The 16,163-nt window shown below is 56.8% G+C and carries 18 protein-coding genes; 5 read left to right on the forward strand and 13 right to left on the reverse strand.

Annotated elements, in window-relative coordinates:
• Positions 1-10: 10 nt before the first annotated feature.
• Both phoQ and FAZ14_RS00480 read left to right on the forward strand, forming a co-directional pair.
• Positions 11-1,462, forward strand: a complete 1,452-nt coding sequence (phoQ, locus tag FAZ14_RS00475; RefSeq protein ID WP_153507862.1) for a two-component system sensor histidine kinase PhoQ — start codon at positions 11-13, stop codon at positions 1,460-1,462.
• 238 nt (positions 1,463-1,700) lie between these two features.
• Complete coding sequence (locus FAZ14_RS00480; protein ID WP_016941476.1) at positions 1,701-2,822, forward strand: ribosomal protein uL16 3-hydroxylase; 1,122 nt, start codon at positions 1,701-1,703, stop codon at positions 2,820-2,822.
• 88 nt (positions 2,823-2,910) lie between these two features.
• Here FAZ14_RS00480 and pepT read toward each other — a convergent pair whose 3' ends face one another.
• From pepT to FAZ14_RS00520, 8 genes are all read right to left on the reverse strand, one after another.
• Positions 2,911-4,179, reverse strand: coding sequence for a peptidase T (gene pepT, locus FAZ14_RS00485; RefSeq protein WP_016941477.1), 1,269 nt, complete (start codon positions 4,177-4,179; stop codon positions 2,911-2,913).
• A gap of 271 nt (positions 4,180-4,450) precedes the next feature.
• A complete protein-coding gene (locus FAZ14_RS00490) occupies positions 4,451-4,672 on the reverse strand; it encodes a FeoC-like transcriptional regulator (protein ID WP_012884603.1) in 222 nt (73 codons plus the stop codon).
• 37 nt (positions 4,673-4,709) lie between these two features.
• Positions 4,710-7,034 carry a Fe(2+) transporter permease subunit FeoB gene (gene feoB / locus FAZ14_RS00495; RefSeq protein ID WP_153507863.1) on the reverse strand — a complete coding sequence of 775 codons (2,325 nt, stop codon included), beginning with the start codon at positions 7,032-7,034 and terminating at the stop codon, positions 4,710-4,712.
• 22 nt (positions 7,035-7,056) lie between these two features.
• Positions 7,057-7,284: a FeoA family protein gene (locus tag FAZ14_RS00500; RefSeq protein WP_012884601.1), complete on the reverse strand. Its 228-nt coding sequence runs from the start codon at positions 7,282-7,284 to the stop codon at positions 7,057-7,059.
• A gap of 132 nt (positions 7,285-7,416) precedes the next feature.
• The gene (locus FAZ14_RS00505) at positions 7,417-7,656 is read right to left on the reverse strand and encodes a FeoA family protein (RefSeq protein ID WP_016941525.1); all 240 of its coding nucleotides are present in this window, start codon (positions 7,654-7,656) and stop codon (positions 7,417-7,419) included.
• A 280-nt stretch (positions 7,657-7,936) separates the two neighbouring features.
• Positions 7,937-8,242 carry a type II toxin-antitoxin system RelE/ParE family toxin gene (locus FAZ14_RS00510; RefSeq protein WP_153507864.1) on the reverse strand — a complete coding sequence of 102 codons (306 nt, stop codon included), beginning with the start codon at positions 8,240-8,242 and terminating at the stop codon, positions 7,937-7,939.
• Positions 8,239-8,523 carry a DNA-damage-inducible protein J gene (locus tag FAZ14_RS00515; protein ID WP_016941527.1) on the reverse strand — a complete coding sequence of 95 codons (285 nt, stop codon included), beginning with the start codon at positions 8,521-8,523 and terminating at the stop codon, positions 8,239-8,241. The genes FAZ14_RS00510 and FAZ14_RS00515 overlap by 4 nt, the downstream gene beginning before the upstream one ends.
• A gap of 65 nt (positions 8,524-8,588) precedes the next feature.
• Positions 8,589-8,870 (reverse strand): type II toxin-antitoxin system ParD family antitoxin, encoded by a 282-nt coding sequence (locus FAZ14_RS00520; protein ID WP_153507865.1) that lies wholly within the window; start codon positions 8,868-8,870, stop codon positions 8,589-8,591.
• 179 nt (positions 8,871-9,049) lie between these two features.
• On the opposite strand from FAZ14_RS00520, the gene FAZ14_RS00525 reads away from it, so the two are divergent.
• Positions 9,050-9,262 (forward strand): SymE family type I addiction module toxin, encoded by a 213-nt coding sequence (locus tag FAZ14_RS00525; RefSeq protein WP_420890210.1) that lies wholly within the window; start codon positions 9,050-9,052, stop codon positions 9,260-9,262.
• 128 nt (positions 9,263-9,390) lie between these two features.
• Entirely contained in the window at positions 9,391-9,531 is a 141-nt protein-coding gene (locus FAZ14_RS00530; protein ID WP_153507867.1) for a SymE family type I addiction module toxin, read from the forward strand.
• A gap of 49 nt (positions 9,532-9,580) precedes the next feature.
• Here the strand turns inward: FAZ14_RS00530 and FAZ14_RS00535 are convergent, their stop codons facing one another.
• The 3 genes from FAZ14_RS00535 to FAZ14_RS00545 are packed head-to-tail and all read right to left on the reverse strand — an operon-like array spanning position 9,581 to position 11,112.
• Positions 9,581-9,871 (reverse strand): hypothetical protein, encoded by a 291-nt coding sequence (locus FAZ14_RS00535; RefSeq protein ID WP_153507868.1) that lies wholly within the window; start codon positions 9,869-9,871, stop codon positions 9,581-9,583.
• A gap of 4 nt (positions 9,872-9,875) precedes the next feature.
• Positions 9,876-10,877 carry a DUF6862 domain-containing protein gene (locus FAZ14_RS00540; protein ID WP_153507869.1) on the reverse strand — a complete coding sequence of 334 codons (1,002 nt, stop codon included), beginning with the start codon at positions 10,875-10,877 and terminating at the stop codon, positions 9,876-9,878.
• A gap of 22 nt (positions 10,878-10,899) precedes the next feature.
• Positions 10,900-11,112, reverse strand: coding sequence for a hypothetical protein (locus FAZ14_RS00545; RefSeq protein ID WP_153507870.1), 213 nt, complete (start codon positions 11,110-11,112; stop codon positions 10,900-10,902).
• 397 nt (positions 11,113-11,509) lie between these two features.
• Here FAZ14_RS00545 and FAZ14_RS00550 point away from each other — a divergent pair, with 397 nt between their 5' ends.
• Positions 11,510-11,692 (forward strand): hypothetical protein, encoded by a 183-nt coding sequence (locus FAZ14_RS00550; RefSeq protein WP_153507871.1) that lies wholly within the window; start codon positions 11,510-11,512, stop codon positions 11,690-11,692.
• Positions 11,693-11,753: 61 nt separating this feature from the next.
• Here the strand turns inward: FAZ14_RS00550 and xerC are convergent, their stop codons facing one another.
• The gene (gene xerC, locus FAZ14_RS00555; protein WP_153507872.1) at positions 11,754-12,863 is read right to left on the reverse strand and encodes a site-specific tyrosine recombinase XerC; all 1,110 of its coding nucleotides are present in this window, start codon (positions 12,861-12,863) and stop codon (positions 11,754-11,756) included.
• Positions 12,856-16,107, reverse strand: coding sequence for a CHC2 zinc finger domain-containing protein (locus tag FAZ14_RS00560; protein ID WP_153507873.1), 3,252 nt, complete (start codon positions 16,105-16,107; stop codon positions 12,856-12,858). Before FAZ14_RS00560 ends, xerC begins: the two co-directional genes overlap by 8 nt.
• Positions 16,108-16,163 lie beyond the last annotated feature (56 nt).

Consider the following 16,163-nt stretch of genomic DNA (forward strand, 5'->3'; position numbering starts at 1 on the left):
GGACGGCAAGTTGAGAAAATCTCATTTTTCGCTGCGTTTTCGCTTTCTGATTTCGACCGCTGCGGTAGTACTGGCACTCACTCTCTCCTACGGTATTGTCGCAGTAGTGGGATACAGCGTGAGTTTTGACAAGACGTCATTCCGCCTGCTGCGTGGTGAGAGCAACCTGTTTTATAGCCTGGCGCAGTGGCATGACAATCAACTGACCATCGCAACACCGCCTGAAATCGATATTAACTACCCTACGCTGGTGTTTATCTATGATAAGAACGGCAATATATTGTGGCGGGAGCGTTCCGTTCCGGAACTGGAATCCCAGATAAAACCTGAATGGCTGGAAAAAACCGATTATCACGAGCTGGATGCCAACAGCAACACCAGTGATGCCGTCTTACAAGGCAGCAGCCCGCAAATGCTGGATAAGTTGCACGCCTACAGTTCGGAAGACAAAACACCGTTCACCCATTCAATCGCCGTCAACGTTTACCCCGCCTCTGAGCGTTTGCCTAAACTGGTTATTGTGGTGGTAGACAGGGTACCGCAGGAACTGCAACAGGCGGATGTAGTTTGGGAATGGTTCCGTTACGTGTTTATCGCTCATCTGGTGTTGGTACTGCCGTTATTGTGGCTGGCAGCCCACTGGAGTCTGCGGCCTATTAAGCATCTGGTGCATCAGATAAGCGAACTGGAAAGTGGTTCCCGCGAACACCTGGACGAAAATCCACCACACGAGTTGAACAGTCTGGTGAGGAATCTCAATACCTTGTTGAGTAATGAGCGCCAGCGTTATCACAAATATCGAACGACCCTGACCGACCTGACCCACAGTCTGAAAACGCCGCTGGCGGTGTTGCAGACCACATTACGCTCGTTACGCACCGGCAAAGAGCTAACCATCGAACAAGCCGAACCCATCATGCTGACGCAAATCAGCCGTATCTCGCAGCAAATCGGCTATTACCTGCATCGCGCCAGCGTGCGGACCGAACACCTCACTATCATTCGGGAAGTGCACTCCGTGCCGGCACAGCTCGATGCGCTCTGCTCCGCGCTGAATAAGGTGTACCAACGTAAAGGTGTTGTGCTGACCATGGACATTGCCCCCGAGCTGACTTTTATTGGCGAGAAAAACGACTTTATGGAAGTTATGGGCAATATTCTCGACAACGCCTGTAAGTATTGTCTGGAGTTCGTTGAAATCAGCGCCCGCTATTCCGGCCAAAAACTGCATCTGGTTGTTGATGATGACGGCCCTGGTATTCCTGACAGCAAGCGCGAAGTCATATTCCAGCGCGGACAACGGGCGGACACATTGCGCCCGGGGCAAGGCATTGGGCTATCCGTTGCCGCTGAAATCATCGAGCAATATCAGGGCGAAATTCTCATCGGTTCCAGCACACTTGGTGGTGCCAAAGTCGAAGCGATTTTCGGTCAGCAGCACCTCGGCCAGAATGATAATTAATGCGCTCCGCTGCGAATCACCTACACTGTAGTAAGTGGTACGGTTGTCATTAACCTTGTTATTAACATCAACCTTGTTATTAACAGCGCGGTTAGCGACAACCCCCATCGTTATTGCCTGCGGTCGAGCGCATCGACCGCGCTTTTCAGCCTGCCATCTCATCTGTGAATAAAGGGCAAACACCATCACGGCGACTTCGTTATAATCGTCGATAGCTCCCTGTTACTGGAAATGCGTTATGGACTACCAACTTAATCTTGACTGGCAGGACTTCCTGACACACCACTGGCAAAAAAAGCCGGTAATCATCAAAGCCGGTTTTCCTCATTTTCTTGATCCCATTAGCCCGGACGAATTAGCGGGGCTTGCGATGGAAAACGAGGTAGACAGCCGTCTGGTCAGCCATCGTGACGGCCGCTGGGATGTCAGCCACGGCCCGTTTGAAAGCTATGACCATCTGGGAGAAAGCAACTGGTCTTTACTGGTACAAGCCGTCGACCACTGGCATGAGCCTTCTGCCGCGTTGATGCGCCCTTTCCGTCAGTTACCTGACTGGCGTATTGACGACCTGATGATTTCATTCTCGGTGCCCGGCGGCGGCGTCGGCCCGCACCTTGACCAATACGATGTGTTTATTATTCAGGGCACCGGACGCCGTCGCTGGCGCGTTGGCGACAAGGTGCCAATGAAGCAGCATTGCCCACATCCTGACTTGCTGCAGGTTGCACCGTTCGACGCCATTATTGATGAAGAAATGGCACCCGGCGATATTCTCTATATTCCGCCGGGTTTTCCGCACGAAGGCTATTCACTGGAAAACTCGCTCAACTACTCGGTCGGGTTCCGTGCTCCCAGTTCCCGCGAGCTGGTCAGTGGTTTCGCCGACTATGTGTTGTCCCGCGAACTGGGTGGCCAACGCTACAGTGACCCGGATATTCCTTCTCGCGCCCATCCAGCCGACGTGTTACCGCAGGAGCTGGATAAACTTCAGCACATGATGCTGGAACTGGTGCAGCACAAAGACGCTTTTCATCAATGGTTCGGCGAATTTGCATCCCAGTCACGGCATGAGCTGGATTTGGCACCGCCGGAGCCGCCTTACCAGCCAGGCGAAGTATACGACCTGTTACAGCAGGGCGAGGCATTGCGCCGTCTTGGCGGATTGCGGGTATTGCGTATTGGCGAAACCTGTTTCGTCAACGGCGAGCGGCTGGAGAACCACCCACCACAGGCGATCGCTGCCCTGGCACAATATGACGTGCTGAACATCGGGCGATTTGGCGACACGCTGGATGATCCGTCTTTCCTTGCCCAGTTGACCGCTCTGGTTAACAGCGGTTACTGGTACTTTGTTGACTGACTATCGTTGGCTGATTATTGCTCTGTCATCTAAAACACAGAAGACGCCAAACGGCGTCTTCTGTGTTAGTAGCTTAATACCTAAACCATCAGGCTTTTACTGACGCACTCTCAGTGCTGGTTTGTCGGCTCCTGGCCCGTAATGCCGTCAGTTCGGCGATACGCATAATCACCGCCACAGCGCTTTCCATCCCTTCCAGCGTCACAAATTCATGCTTACCGTGAGCATTGTAGCCGCCCGTAAACAGATTAGGGCACGGCAAACCGCGGAAAGATAACTGAGCGCCATCCGTACCGCCACGAATCGGTTGCATCAGCGGCGTAATCCCGCAATCACGCATGGCCTGCTGCGCCAGCGCGATGATATGGGGATGCTGCTCCACTTGTTCACGCATGTTGTAGTAGCTATCGGTAATCGTGACTTCGATATAACAATCCGGATGCAGGCCCTCACCCACTTTTTCCGCGATATCCAGCAGCGTTTTCTTGCGCCGCTCGAAGCTATCACGCTCAAAGTCCCGAATGCTGTAGTGCAGTTCAGCCCGTTCTACCGTCCCTTTCGCGCTATTGAGGTGATAAAAACCCTGATAGCCTTCGGTCTGCTCTGGCGTCTCATCAGCCGGTACGAGTTGGTGAAAACGTGTCGCCAACGACAACGCATTGACCATCACCCCTTTTGCCCAGCCCGGATGGACGTTGTTACCGACAATCTTCACGACAGCCGACGCGGCATTGAAGTTTTCATACTCCAACTCACCCACGCCACCGCCATCTACTGTATAGGCCCATTCCGCCCGGAATGCATCGACATCAAAGTGCTGGGCACCTTTACCGACTTCTTCATCCGGCGTGAAAGCAATACGAATCTCACCATGTGGGATTTGGCGTTTCTTCAGCCGAACCAGTGCGGTCATGATCTCCGCAATACCGGCTTTATCATCCGCCCCTAACAGCGTTTTGCCATCAGTTGTAATCAATGTCTGGCCGAGCAGATGATGCAGCACCGGGAACATCACCGGCGACAAGACTTCATCACCCATACCCAGCGCAATATCACCGCCACGATAATTCTCGACAATCTGTGGATTAACATGTTTGCCGCTAAAATCCGGTGAGGTATCCATATGGGCGATAAACCCCACCACCGGCACAGGCCAGGCAACATTAGCGGGTAATGTCGCCATCACACAGCCATGCTTGGTAACCGATACCTGTTCCAGTCCCAGTTCAATTAATTCTTGTTGCAGCGCCTGCGCCAGCTTCAATTGCCCTTCCGTGCTCGGCACCTGCCGAACACCCGGTCGGGATTGGGTATCAAACGCAACGTAATTCAAAAAACGATCAAGTAATTTTTCCATCATCACCCCCTCCGATGGATTACAGGTTTCATTATGTAGAGGGTGCCTGTACCACATATTGCGTCAGGTCAGTTTTTATTGGTTTTCCACCCGGCACCGCCGTCTTACAGCGCCCATAACGCTGGGCAGCACGTCAGCCACCATGACAGACACGCCAGGAACACCTACAAGGAGTTAATAAACAGACAACATCTCAAGACAGGCGGCAGATTTACCGCCGCAGGACGGGAAGCCGGGCCGACGGCTGATTGCACCTCGGCCCGGGAAAACATCACAACCACTCGTAATACTGGCCCTGGCGTTTATCACAGCCGCAACAGCCGCCGCATTTGGGTGCGGCATCCCCCTGATGGAAGCGGATTTTGCCTTTCTGTACCCACACCTCCAGCATTCCCGCCACCACACCAGGATCGGCCTTAAAAGCCGTGCTGATATCTTGCAGCGACACCTTTTTTCTTTCGCGGACAAAATCCCGCAATTCAAGTAGCGTCATTATGTCTCCCCGGCGGGCAGTTGCCCGCCCGACTGGTTTATTTTACTTCACCTACCACGGTGCGCTGGCGTTGCAGACCATTGCGGCGCAGCAACATCACTGTGACACACAGCATTGCCGCCACCCCCATCAGCGCACACAGCGAATACAACGGGTGCTGGCTAAACCGCCCAACCTGATACACCACCACCGCCGTGCTGTAGCCGACCTGAATAGTCCAGCCAGCGCAGAATAGCGTCCAGGCGGTGCCCACCTCACGCCAGATGGCGGATACCGCCGCCACGCAAGGGATATACAACAGCACCATCAGCAGGTAACTAAACGCCCCCAGGCGGCCATCAAACAGTTGGCTGATCACGGTCAGCGAGGTCACAGAGAATTTATTGTCTTTGGCAATCGTGGCGGTATCACTCAAATCACCAACATTGATCCCTAACGGGTTTAATACCGCGTCACCCAGCTTGCCCAGATTTTCAGGGATGGTCGCCAGCGCATCTTGAATACCGCCGGTCAGGCTAAAAGGTTTGGCTTCTGCTTTCGCGCCGCCGTCCTGCGAGGCTGCCATTGCGCCGTACAACGCATCCAGCGTACCGACAACCGCTTCTTTGGCGAAGATCCCGGTGAACACCCCTACTGCGGCTGGCCAGTTTTCATCGCGAATGCCCAGCGGTTTGAATACCGGCACGATGGCTTGCCCCACCGCCGACAGCACCGACTTCTGGGTATTCTGGTTACCAAAGGAACCATCTGTCCCCATCGAGTTGAGAAAGCCCAGCACCGTCACCACCACCACAATCAGCCGTCCGGCACGCAGCAAGAACCCCTTCAGGCGCTCCCAGGTGCGAATCAGTACACTGCGCAGGCTGGGCAAGTGATAAGGGGGAATTTCCATCACAAAGGCAGACGCTTCGCCTTTCAACGCGGTATTTTTCAGCAAAAAGCCGGTCGCAATCGCCGCCGCGATACCGACCAGATACAACCCGAACACCAGGTTTTGTCCGCCTTCGACAAACAAGGCGGACGCAAACAGCACGTACACCGGCAAACGTGCACCACAAGACATAAATGGGGCCATCATCACCGTCACCACACGGTCGCTATGGCGCTCCATGGTGCGCGTCGCCATCACCGCTGGCACATTACAACCAAACCCGACAATCAGCGGCACGAACGCCTTGCCCGGCAAACCGATGCTGCGCATAAAGCGGTCCATCACAAACGCCGCTCGCGCCATATAGCCGGAATCCTCCAACCAGGACAGGAACAGATACAGACAACCGATCACCGGAATAAAGGTGGATACGGTCTGAATACCGCCGCCCACGCCATCCGCCAGCAGGGTTTTCAGCCATTCTGGGGTATGCAACGCCAGCAACAGCTCGCCGAATCCATCCACCAGCAAGGTGCCGAACAGCTTGTCGAAAAAGTCGATAAACGCACTGCCGATATTGATGGTGAAGACGAACATCAGGTACATCACCAGCAGGAAGATCGGAATACCAAAAAAGCGGTGCAACACGACGCGGTCAATTTTGTCGGTCAGGGTTGCGGAAGCCTCGCCACGGCGGGTAATCACCTCACGCGCCACCGCGCCAACGAACTGGTAACGCGCGTCCGCCAGAAAAATATCCAGCTCATCCTCATACTCGGCGACCAGCCGGGCGACTTCAGCATCGGCAAAGGCCAGCGTATCCGCAGGCACCCGGTCACGCACCGTCATGTCGCCTTCCAGCAACTGAATCGCCAGCCAATACGGGTTACGAATCGCCGCCTGCCCTTGCAGTTTATCCGCAATCGCCTGCGCCGCCTGGTTCAGTGGCGCGTCATAAGGAATCGACACCGGTGGAATCACCGGTTGTGCCAGCGCGGCCTGACACACCTCATGCAACATCGCGATGCCTTTCTTCTGGCTGGTGGTAATCGGGATGACCGGGCACCCCAGGCGCTGCTGTAAACCGGCGATATCAATATCCAACTTACGTGCGGCGGCGATATCCATCATATTGACGGCCACCACCATCGGCACCTGCATATCCAGCAACTGCGCGGTGAGATACAGATTTCGCTCCAGATTGGAGGCATCAACGATATTCAGTACCAGATTGGCTTCGCCGGACAGGATGTAATCACGTGCTACCCGTTCGTCTTCCGAGCTTTCGGAAGACGGGTTCAGCGAGTAAACCCCCGGCAAATCCACCAACGTCACTTGTTGCTGATGATAACGGTAACTGCCGACTTTCTTTTCCACCGTCACGCCGGGCCAGTTACCGACCGTTTGTTTACCGCCGGTCAGGACGTTAAATAGCGTCGTTTTGCCACAATTGGGGTTACCTACCACGCAAATTACGGGTTGCGTATTCATAAAAAATCCTTACCTGCCCGGATTAACATTTTTCCAGAATCAAAATCTGTGCTTCGCCTTTACGCACGCTGATCGATGCACCACGCAGGCGCAGTTCTATCGGATCACCCAGCGGTGCGACTCGCGACACCGAAAACTCCACTCCCGGCGTCACGCCCAGCGCCAGCAGGCGCTTGCGGTAATCCGCCGATCCTTTCTGAAACCCCAGCACACGCCACTGTGTGCCCACTGCCAATGCTTCCAGTGTCATCGCTGTGTAAACCTCATACCCATTGCAGCCTGATAAAAAGCAGTTGCCTGATAAAAAATAACGGGAGTCGTAACCCCGCCGTCATCAACCGATTGCCAGAAACCGAACATGACAAACCGATTGCCATCGTGTTTATTGCTGTGGCGATACCCACACTTGCTTACCCATCTCCCAGTTGATCGCCACCCGGCTATCCCCGGCAGCCAACATTAACGGCTGATTGGCATCACGCTGAATCACGCGCACCTGGCCACCGACACGGATGCCAAGCTCAGTCAGCCGCTGCTGGTACTCGCCCGTTGAGCGAATACGCGCCACTACGGCATTCACGTTAAGAGGAAGATCAAGCAGCGTTTGAAGACTCAGAGCCATACACCATTCCTTCACTGACAGTGCGCCGCACCCCGCCTGCGTTACAACACGGCGGCAATGCATCAAGGTAAGTAATAACGATTATCAATCATATTCCTGTCTACGCATCGCCTTTTGATGTGCGTCAAGGGAGGTGAAGATTGGGGGATAGAGTCAGAAGGGTAATGAGGTAATGAGGTAATGAGGTAATGAGGTAATGAGGTAAAGAGTAATAGAGGAGCAACTGAAGGGTGGCAATTACACAGAATTACGGACAGGCTCGTGGACTCGCCCGGTAGAGCTAACACTTACGGTAATGTCCCGCTATTTTTCGGGAGGTATGCAGTATGCGCAGTACACGAACCACATGCTCTTCAACAGCATAGACGATGATGAACGGGAAACGTGGCACCACCAGTTTCCGATGTTTTTCCGTTTTCGCGGCTTTTACCCCCGCCTGAGGATTGTCCTGAAGGATGTCAGCCATACTGACGAACCGGTCATCCGTGGCACTGGCTACCGCTAATCCCGCTTCTTTGTAAAGATAACGGAAGATGGCCTCACGATCTGCCTGTGCCTGTTTTTCCCACTGAATGGCTGATGTCACAGCTTGCCCCGTGCTGCCTGTATTTTCAGTTCATTCATGTGGTGGTTCATTTCTTCGTTACTGATAAACTCACTTTCCCCGTCCTCATAACGGCTGAATGCCTCCAGTATCTGTTGCTCCAGCCAGCCCTCATGCTCACTGTTTTGATAGCGACGCTCCTCTGCGGCCAGCTCTTCTGCCCGCTGACGCATTACCTCTGTCAGACTCATTCGCCGTCTTTCCGCTGCCTGCATCGCCAGACGCTTGGTTTCCTCGTCTATTCTGAAGTGGATTGTTCCCATCATTTTTCACCTTCGTGGTGTCATTTGTGTTGTCATTATGCAGGCAGTTTTTCAGCCTGTCACGCTCAACACCCAGCCGTTTTGCATTCTGCCTGCTCACCTTCCGCCATCCGGCGGTATTTCTCCGACAGACGACCGAACACCGCCTGCGCCTCCTTGCCCGGCCCGCTGTTCACGCCCAGCTCTACCGCCGCCCGCAGCGCATCCAGCGTCATCTGCTGCCCCCACTTTTCCAGCGCACACAACCCGGCATGTACTACTTCGCTGACATTGTTATAACGGCCACTATCGATTTGCTCACGGATAAACGGCTCGAAGTACGGGCTTAACGCGATACTGGTTACCATCATTGTCTCCAACTCTACGGGATAGTATTCATTACTAATCTGTTAGACTTTTCTTCTCTTCCTTTGCCGCACCATCGCCCTTTATTAATACACATCCTCATCCACCACCAAAGCAGTCATATCAGGCAATACAACGCATTTCCCAAGCCGAACGCTATGCACGCGCCGGGTTTCAGGCGGTGCCACTGCAAGGGGCCTGGCTTACCGAAGCCGGATTTACCGACGGGATGCCGTTAAAAATACGGGTCATCCCCGTCTGCATGGTCATCACCGCGCAGAACACCCGCGAGCTGTGGCACTGTCTGGAAGGGCTGAGCATCGAACCCTTTGACCCGGACGCCGCCGCCAACTGGATCAGGCATTATCCCGGCGGGCTGACGTTTGCCGAGTAACCAACACCACCCCCGGCCCGCGCCGGGGTTTTTGTTTTAACGCAGGGGTGTCGGGGCATGGCCCTGACCGGGTGGTTTTGGGGACACGGCCCACTGGCGGTGGCCACAAAACATTTCCTGTCCGGGTGATGGAGCTTTTTCGGGCAACCCTGCCACAACCCACCCTCAAGGTCCGCTGGCTGGACGATCTCGGTTTTAACACCGGCCAGCCGGTTATCGTCACCGTCGAGCGCGGGCGGCTGGTGATTGAGGCGGAGATTAGGATCTGACCGGTAAAAAACAAAGATCCCGGCGCAAGGGCCGGGATCACATTGTTGACTATTTATAAAACAAGCTATTTGACTTTATTATTTTACATACTTCATTTGTTATTTCATCTATATATTGATCACCATATAACCCTCGATCAACCATCATTCTAAAATCACCCATGATATGATTATATAAATTTGGAAGGCCATTACGCTGATTGCCCTCAAGTATTCTTAAAGACTTAAGGATTCCCTTACAACGCAAGTCATTACCTTCGTTCTCAACGACATATGCGATGACCTTATTTAACAGCTCTATAAGCCTTGATATATCCTGCATATCATTTTCTGTTAACATCTAATCACCTTTTATTTGTCACTTGATCAGGAAACGATTTTCTAAATTCATCATAGGTATAAACTTTACCAGTCTTACCGTCACGTACCGACTTTATCCATTCTGATGGATAATTCCTTGGCATCAAAATTTGATCAGCCCCACCATCATATTTCGGTTTTTCACTACCTGGCTTCTGTTCACCAACTACACCTATATTAATTTTTGTATTTTCTGGGATTTCAATCTGTGCTTCAAACTGTGAAGTGCTCCATTTCTTATATACAGCAGTTTCATTACGCCCGGCATTTTGTTCAGTTGTAGCATACCCACCATCAAGTTTCGCCTGATCTGAGCCACCACCAAACTTTCTGTAAACTAAAACGGGTTCATTGGTAATTACCGTCTGATAGTTACCATCTTTGAATGATGCCGTAACAGCATCAGGTAAACTGTCTTTCTGAGTTAATGTTACTTTACTGTCTATCTTCGTACCGGCAGTTGCAGGAGCACCTTGCTCCACTTTTTTAGCTACATTACCAGCAACCGATACTTCACCAGCTTCTGCCGCAACACCTTTAAACCCGGCCAGCGTACTGACCATCCCATGCAACTGCATCACGGAATCATACTGCGACGCCACGTCATCCCAGCCTTTTCCGGTCGCTTTGGCGATGGCCGTGATGGCCGCGTCGCGGGTGATACTCCCTTCATCCAGCCCTTTCAGTATCGCGCTCGCATTGGCCGCATCCTGCGGGTACAGGTCTTTAAATATCAGGTTATAGGTAACATTGCCGCCATAGGTATTCAGCGCCTGCTGCGCCTGAGCCACCAGTGCCGAGCAAGCCCCACCCGATTTGTTGCCCTGCGTACAGATATCATGGATGGCCTGATCGCGGTCTTTATCCAGTTTGCGGGTATCCGCCAGTTCTTTGGTTTCGTCCGCCGTCAGTGTTCCAGCTTTTTCCTTGCGCTCCAGAGCCGCTTTCTTTGCGGCTTCTGTCGCACTCAGATAGTTATTCTCCACAACAACTTCTTCCGTTGCGAAGTCAGCCGACGAACACCACTTTTCCCTGTGCCGTCAGCCGGTTACAGCCGGTTTTTCCTGATGCATTTCGATACCCGGACACCCAAGCCCCGATACGCGGTTTTGGCCCCCGACACGCTACCGCCCTGCCGTGGCTTTTGCCTGCAACACACGCATCATAGCAGCGGCGGCAGCCGCTGCCATCCGGTGTTGGGGGTTCGGTTTGGGGTTTCATCGCAACCCGTGACGGGGCCACAGCTTGCCTGTGGCCCCGGCGCGGGTTCTGCCGGCGCGGACGGCACAGAGTCCGCAAGCGACGCCCTGCGGCGCTCTGTCGCGCCGACGGTTAAGGAGAAGACGCACCTGCATGACCACGCCACACCGGGGCGGGGGCGAAGGCTGGCCGGCACGGGAACGAGCAAGGAGGGAACCGACTGCGAGCCGTGACGGACAGATGCAGCGGGTGGGCATGAAGCCCTTCAGCGGAGGCCCGACGGGCCGACTTCTTCCTGGGGGTTGGGTTTGGGGGTTGACCTGAGTGCTGAAGAAGGAACACCGCCGCCGACAGCGGAAGGCGCCGCCTTGCGCGCCGCGCCTCACCCGCGATGCCGATGGCGGGGGCGCAAGACATAATGCGGATTATACGATACGAGCCGCTCCACGCGACGGCAAGGAGCGGCGGCGTTGCCCGGCGAGCTTCGTATAATCCCCCGCATTATGTTGAACGGCTGACCGGCCAGCAGCTTGGCCACATGCCGCACCGCCGCACAACGCTGGCCGGGCAGACGTTTACCCCCGCCCGCGACGTGGCATGACGGCAGTCAGCCCGCCGGGCTGTCTGCCGAACCCGCTCCCGGCGGACCCGCCCGGAGAACGCTAACTTTTGGGGCTGTCCGGCAACGCGGGCGTGTCGTCTGCCTCCGGGGTGTCCGGCTGCTCTGCCGCCATCAGGTCAGCCGGCAACCCGGTTTCCTCTTCAGGGTCACGCTCCGCCGGATGGGTACTCGCATGAACCGCCTGCAACGCCCGGATTGAGACCTGGGTGTAGATTTGCGTACTTTCCACGCTCGCGTGGCCCAGCATCGCCTGTATCCACCGCAGGTCCGCCCCGTTCTCCAGCATCTGCGTCGCCATCGCGTGCCGGAACAGGTGGCAGCTTCCCCATTTCGCTATCCCCGATGCTTTGATGTAGTGACTGACCAGATTGGTGATGCCGTTCGGCGTCAGTCCTTCCACACCGTCCAGGGCCACGAACAGCGCCGGGCAGTGCGGATTCACCAGCAGTTGCGGCCTGACCGCCTGCAGGTAATACGTCAGCCAGCGCAGCGCCCGCTGCCCGACCGGGATAACCCGGTCCTTCTTTCCCTTGCCCTGTACGATGGTCACGATATGGCGGCTCGCGTCCACGCTGTACACCTCCAGCACCGCCACTTCACCCCGCCGTATTCCGGTTGACCACAGCAGCTCCATCAGCGCCCGGTCGCGGATGCCCTGCAGCGTGGTCAGGTCCGGCAACGCCAGTACCTGCTCCACATCCGCCACGCTCAGGATATGGCGCGGCAGCCGCTTTTCCAGCCGCGGCAACACCAGACCCGACGCCGGGTCGGCCAGCAGCAGATGATGCCGCGTCATCCAGCCGAACCACACCACCAGTGGCCCCAGCTGGCTGCGCTGCGTCCGGGTGCTCAGTGGCTCCCCGTTCGGCTTGCGGTACTGGTACAGGTGACGCTGATAGTGCTCCAGTATCGGTAAGGTGATGTCCCGGCCATAGTGCAACCCGCGCTCCGCCGCCCACAGGATGAACCGGTACTGATGATGGGTTTGCGTTTTCAGCGTGGTTTCTGACCAGTTCCGCTCCCGACGCCACGCCACGAACCGCAGCAGCAGCGCGTACAGGCTCTTCGGGTCACTGGCCGGGCCGATGGGCTTTCGGTAGACCTCATCCACCGTCAGCAGCGCATCGGCGCGGGGTTTACGGTTAGCCATGTGTCACCCCCGCGCTCTCAACCGGCGTATCGCCGACCGCAGGCAGCGGCACGGCAGGCGATTTTCCTTTTCCCCTGATTACTGCGTCTGACCCGGCCCCGACCACGTCCGCCGTCAGCCCTTGTGCCGTCTGGCTCGACGCCGGTTTTTCCACACCAGACCTGGCCCGGACTTGAGGCAGACTTAAGCCAGACTTTTCTTCCACCGGGGCAGACTTGCGTTCGCTGCCCTGCCACCGCTGCGTATCCACGCCAACCGCAGGCAGCGGCGTGGCAGGCGATTTTCCTTTTCCCCTGATTACTGTATCTGACTCAGCCCCGACCGGTTCCGCCGTCAGCCCTTGCGCCGTCTGGCCTGACGCCGGGTTTTCCACGTCAGACCTGGCCCGAACCTGGGGCAGACTTAAGCCAGACTTTTCTTCTTCCTGGCCAGACTTGCGTTCACGGCCTTCAGGCTCGTCCACCTCCAGCAGCCCGCACAGGTGCGGGTCATCGCCGGTGTTGCCGTCCCACAGCAGCTCATACTGCAACAGATGCCCCCGGCTGCCGCCGTGCAGCAGCAGGTATTCCATTTCAGCCAGCCGCAGACAGTGGTTCTTGAGCTGGCTGTCGCTCCAGTTCGTCCATGCCCGGATATCCCGCCGCGTGAACCGCACTTCACCCGGCTGGCAGCCCTGACGCTGCGCCTGTTCGCCCACCATCGCCTGTATCAGCAGCAACAGTTTCCTCGTCTGCGGCGGCATTTCATCCAGCGTCCGGCCCAGCACTTCGTGGGCCAGGTGGTTGGCCAGCGCGATATCGCTCTTTTCCACCTCGATATACTCGATAACCGCGCCCCGGTGCGTCACCCGTTTCACCTCACGCTGGTACTGATGCAGCAGCGCGATGGCCTGGATTAACGTCAGGTACTTCATATGGTCGCGCCGGGTGCGGGTCTTGTCCGACAGGAACGTCAGCCGGTCGGCATACGGATTGACCACCTTCAGCGGCCGCAGCAGCCGCTGCGCGTTCTGGTGTAGCCGGGTCAGGTACTGCTTTTCTGAAGACTGAAGCAGCCCGGCCAGCGTCTGCCCGTGACGCTGCATCGCGTGTATCGCCTGCGTCTGCTCCCGCGATTCGTTCACCGTCAACACCAGACAGCGGTTGAGCAGCTCTTCATCCACGTCGCTGGCCGTGGTGGTCAGCATCAGCATCACCGGCCCCTGCACTTTGTATTCCCGCGTCACCAGTTCCCCGCTCTGCTCGTTCTTGCCGGTTGACGCGATTTTCAGTTCCCCGTCCGACTGGAGCAACTTAAGGGCATAGGCGGCCTGCCGCACCCCTTCTTCTTCGGCTATCGCCAGTATCTTGTGTTGCAGCGAGGTTTCACCGAGGTAATACAGGCTCTGCCCGGTCATCGCGCTGTACTGGATACGCTCTTCCTCCGGCATCATCCCCAGCACCGCCTCCATCAGCGACGATTTCCCCGCCGCCGAACTGCTCTGTATCAGCACGGCCAGCGGTTTATCCAGCTTGCGCGACGTCGCCGCCAGATACCCGGTCAGCAGATTGGTGCTTTCCCCCACCACCCCGCAGGCCGCGAGGTCATTGATGATGCGTTCAGCCAGATGGGGGGATTTCAGTAGCTCCAGCGCCGCCGCCTCGTCTTCCGCACTCACCGTCACCGACGCCACATTGTCGGCCTGCTCCGCCGCCTGCCGCACGTCATCCTGCTTTTGCTCCAGCATCAGCAGCACCCGTCCGCACTCGCGCTTGATGACCGACGCTTCACAGCCCAGTTCCGCCGCCGCCGCGCTCACATAGCCCTGACGCTGCCGCGAGCTGTACAGGTCCAGCGAGTCCACATACAGCGCGCCGGTTGACGCGTCCCGCACCTGCACGTTGACCTTCATCACGTCCTGTACGGTGTTTTTCTGCCAGCCGCGCACCCGCCACACCCGTGGGCCGTGAGTCAGCAGCAGGTCGCCGGACGCGGTTAACTCGCCTGCCACCGTCGGTGCCGGTACGCCCGCCGGGGCGGCTAAGGAAGAAGCGGTATCGTCCCCGCCGGATGGCATGTCACGGGAGAACACCACCCCCGGCCCGCTGCCCTGACCCATCCATGCCGCCTGCTCCAGTGCCAGCCCTAACGCGCTTTCCGGGTTGCCGCTCTTCAGCGCATACGCATTCGCATCCAGCCCCGGCGGGAACCGCACCCGCCATGCTTCGATACCCGCTTCCAACAGGTCCGCCGCCACGCTGTCCGCGCCCCGGTCGCCGGCCTCATCCCGGTCATAGGCTATCTGCACCCGCTTCACGCCGTGGTACTGCAACGCGGCCAGATGGTCAGCGGTAAAGCCGTTGGCCCCGTACGCCGTGGTGACATTGCGGAACCCGGCACACCAGAACGTCATCGCATCAATCAGCGATTCGCACAGGATAAGGTCGGACGACGCCTTCAGCGCTTCCTCGTTCCACACCCCGGCCAGCGGCGACGGCAGGTACAGGTGCTTCGGCGAGCCTTTGAGGATTTTGTGGTCCGGCTGTACCCGACGCCCGTACAACTGCATCACCCGGCCACGCTGGGCCACACTCGCCGATTCCGCCCAGCCGATAACCGGCATCACCACGCAGCCCCGGAAGTGGTCCTGCTTCGTGGTGGCGCGCAGCACCCCCAGCCCGGCCAGTTTCTCACGCAGCCGCTTTCCTTCCTGACTCGACGAGGACGGCAACAGCCCCGCGCTGCCGCCGATACCGTGATGACCGGCGAACCCCAGCCGGAAGTGGCTCACCAGTTCAGGATGAGCCAGCCCGCGACTGACCAGCCACTGCTGTGCTTCCGGGTTCGCCAGCAGGCTCTGGTGGTAGAAGCCGATAACCTGATTCAGCAGCGCCTGACCGTCATCATCCAGATCGGCGAGTCTGGTACGCGCCGCAGACGGCGAAGCCGGAACCACCGGGGCGGCTAAAAAAGACGGATTGCCAGCCAGTTCCCGCAGCCGCAACAGGGTTTGCGGCCAGGTCAGCCGCTCGGTGTGTTGCAGCCAGTCCAGCACCGACCCCGACGCCCCGCAGCCGAAGCAGTGGTACAGGTTTTTCGACGGCGTGATGACGCAGGACGGCGTGTTTTCCTGATGGAACGGGCACCGGCAGACATAACTGTCCGCCCCCTGCTTTTTCAGTGTATGACCCTGAGACTGCGCCACGGCCCGCAGCGACACCCCGCGTTTCAGTTGCTCCAGCTCTGCCGGTGTCATTCGTCCCATTTCCGCTGCTCCTGTCAAAAACCTGTCAATAGGGTTTCAGTAAAAATAACTCGACA

The organism is Dickeya oryzae (assembly GCF_009372235.1).
In the GTDB taxonomy this organism is placed as follows: Bacteria; Pseudomonadota; Gammaproteobacteria; order Enterobacterales; family Enterobacteriaceae; genus Dickeya; species Dickeya oryzae.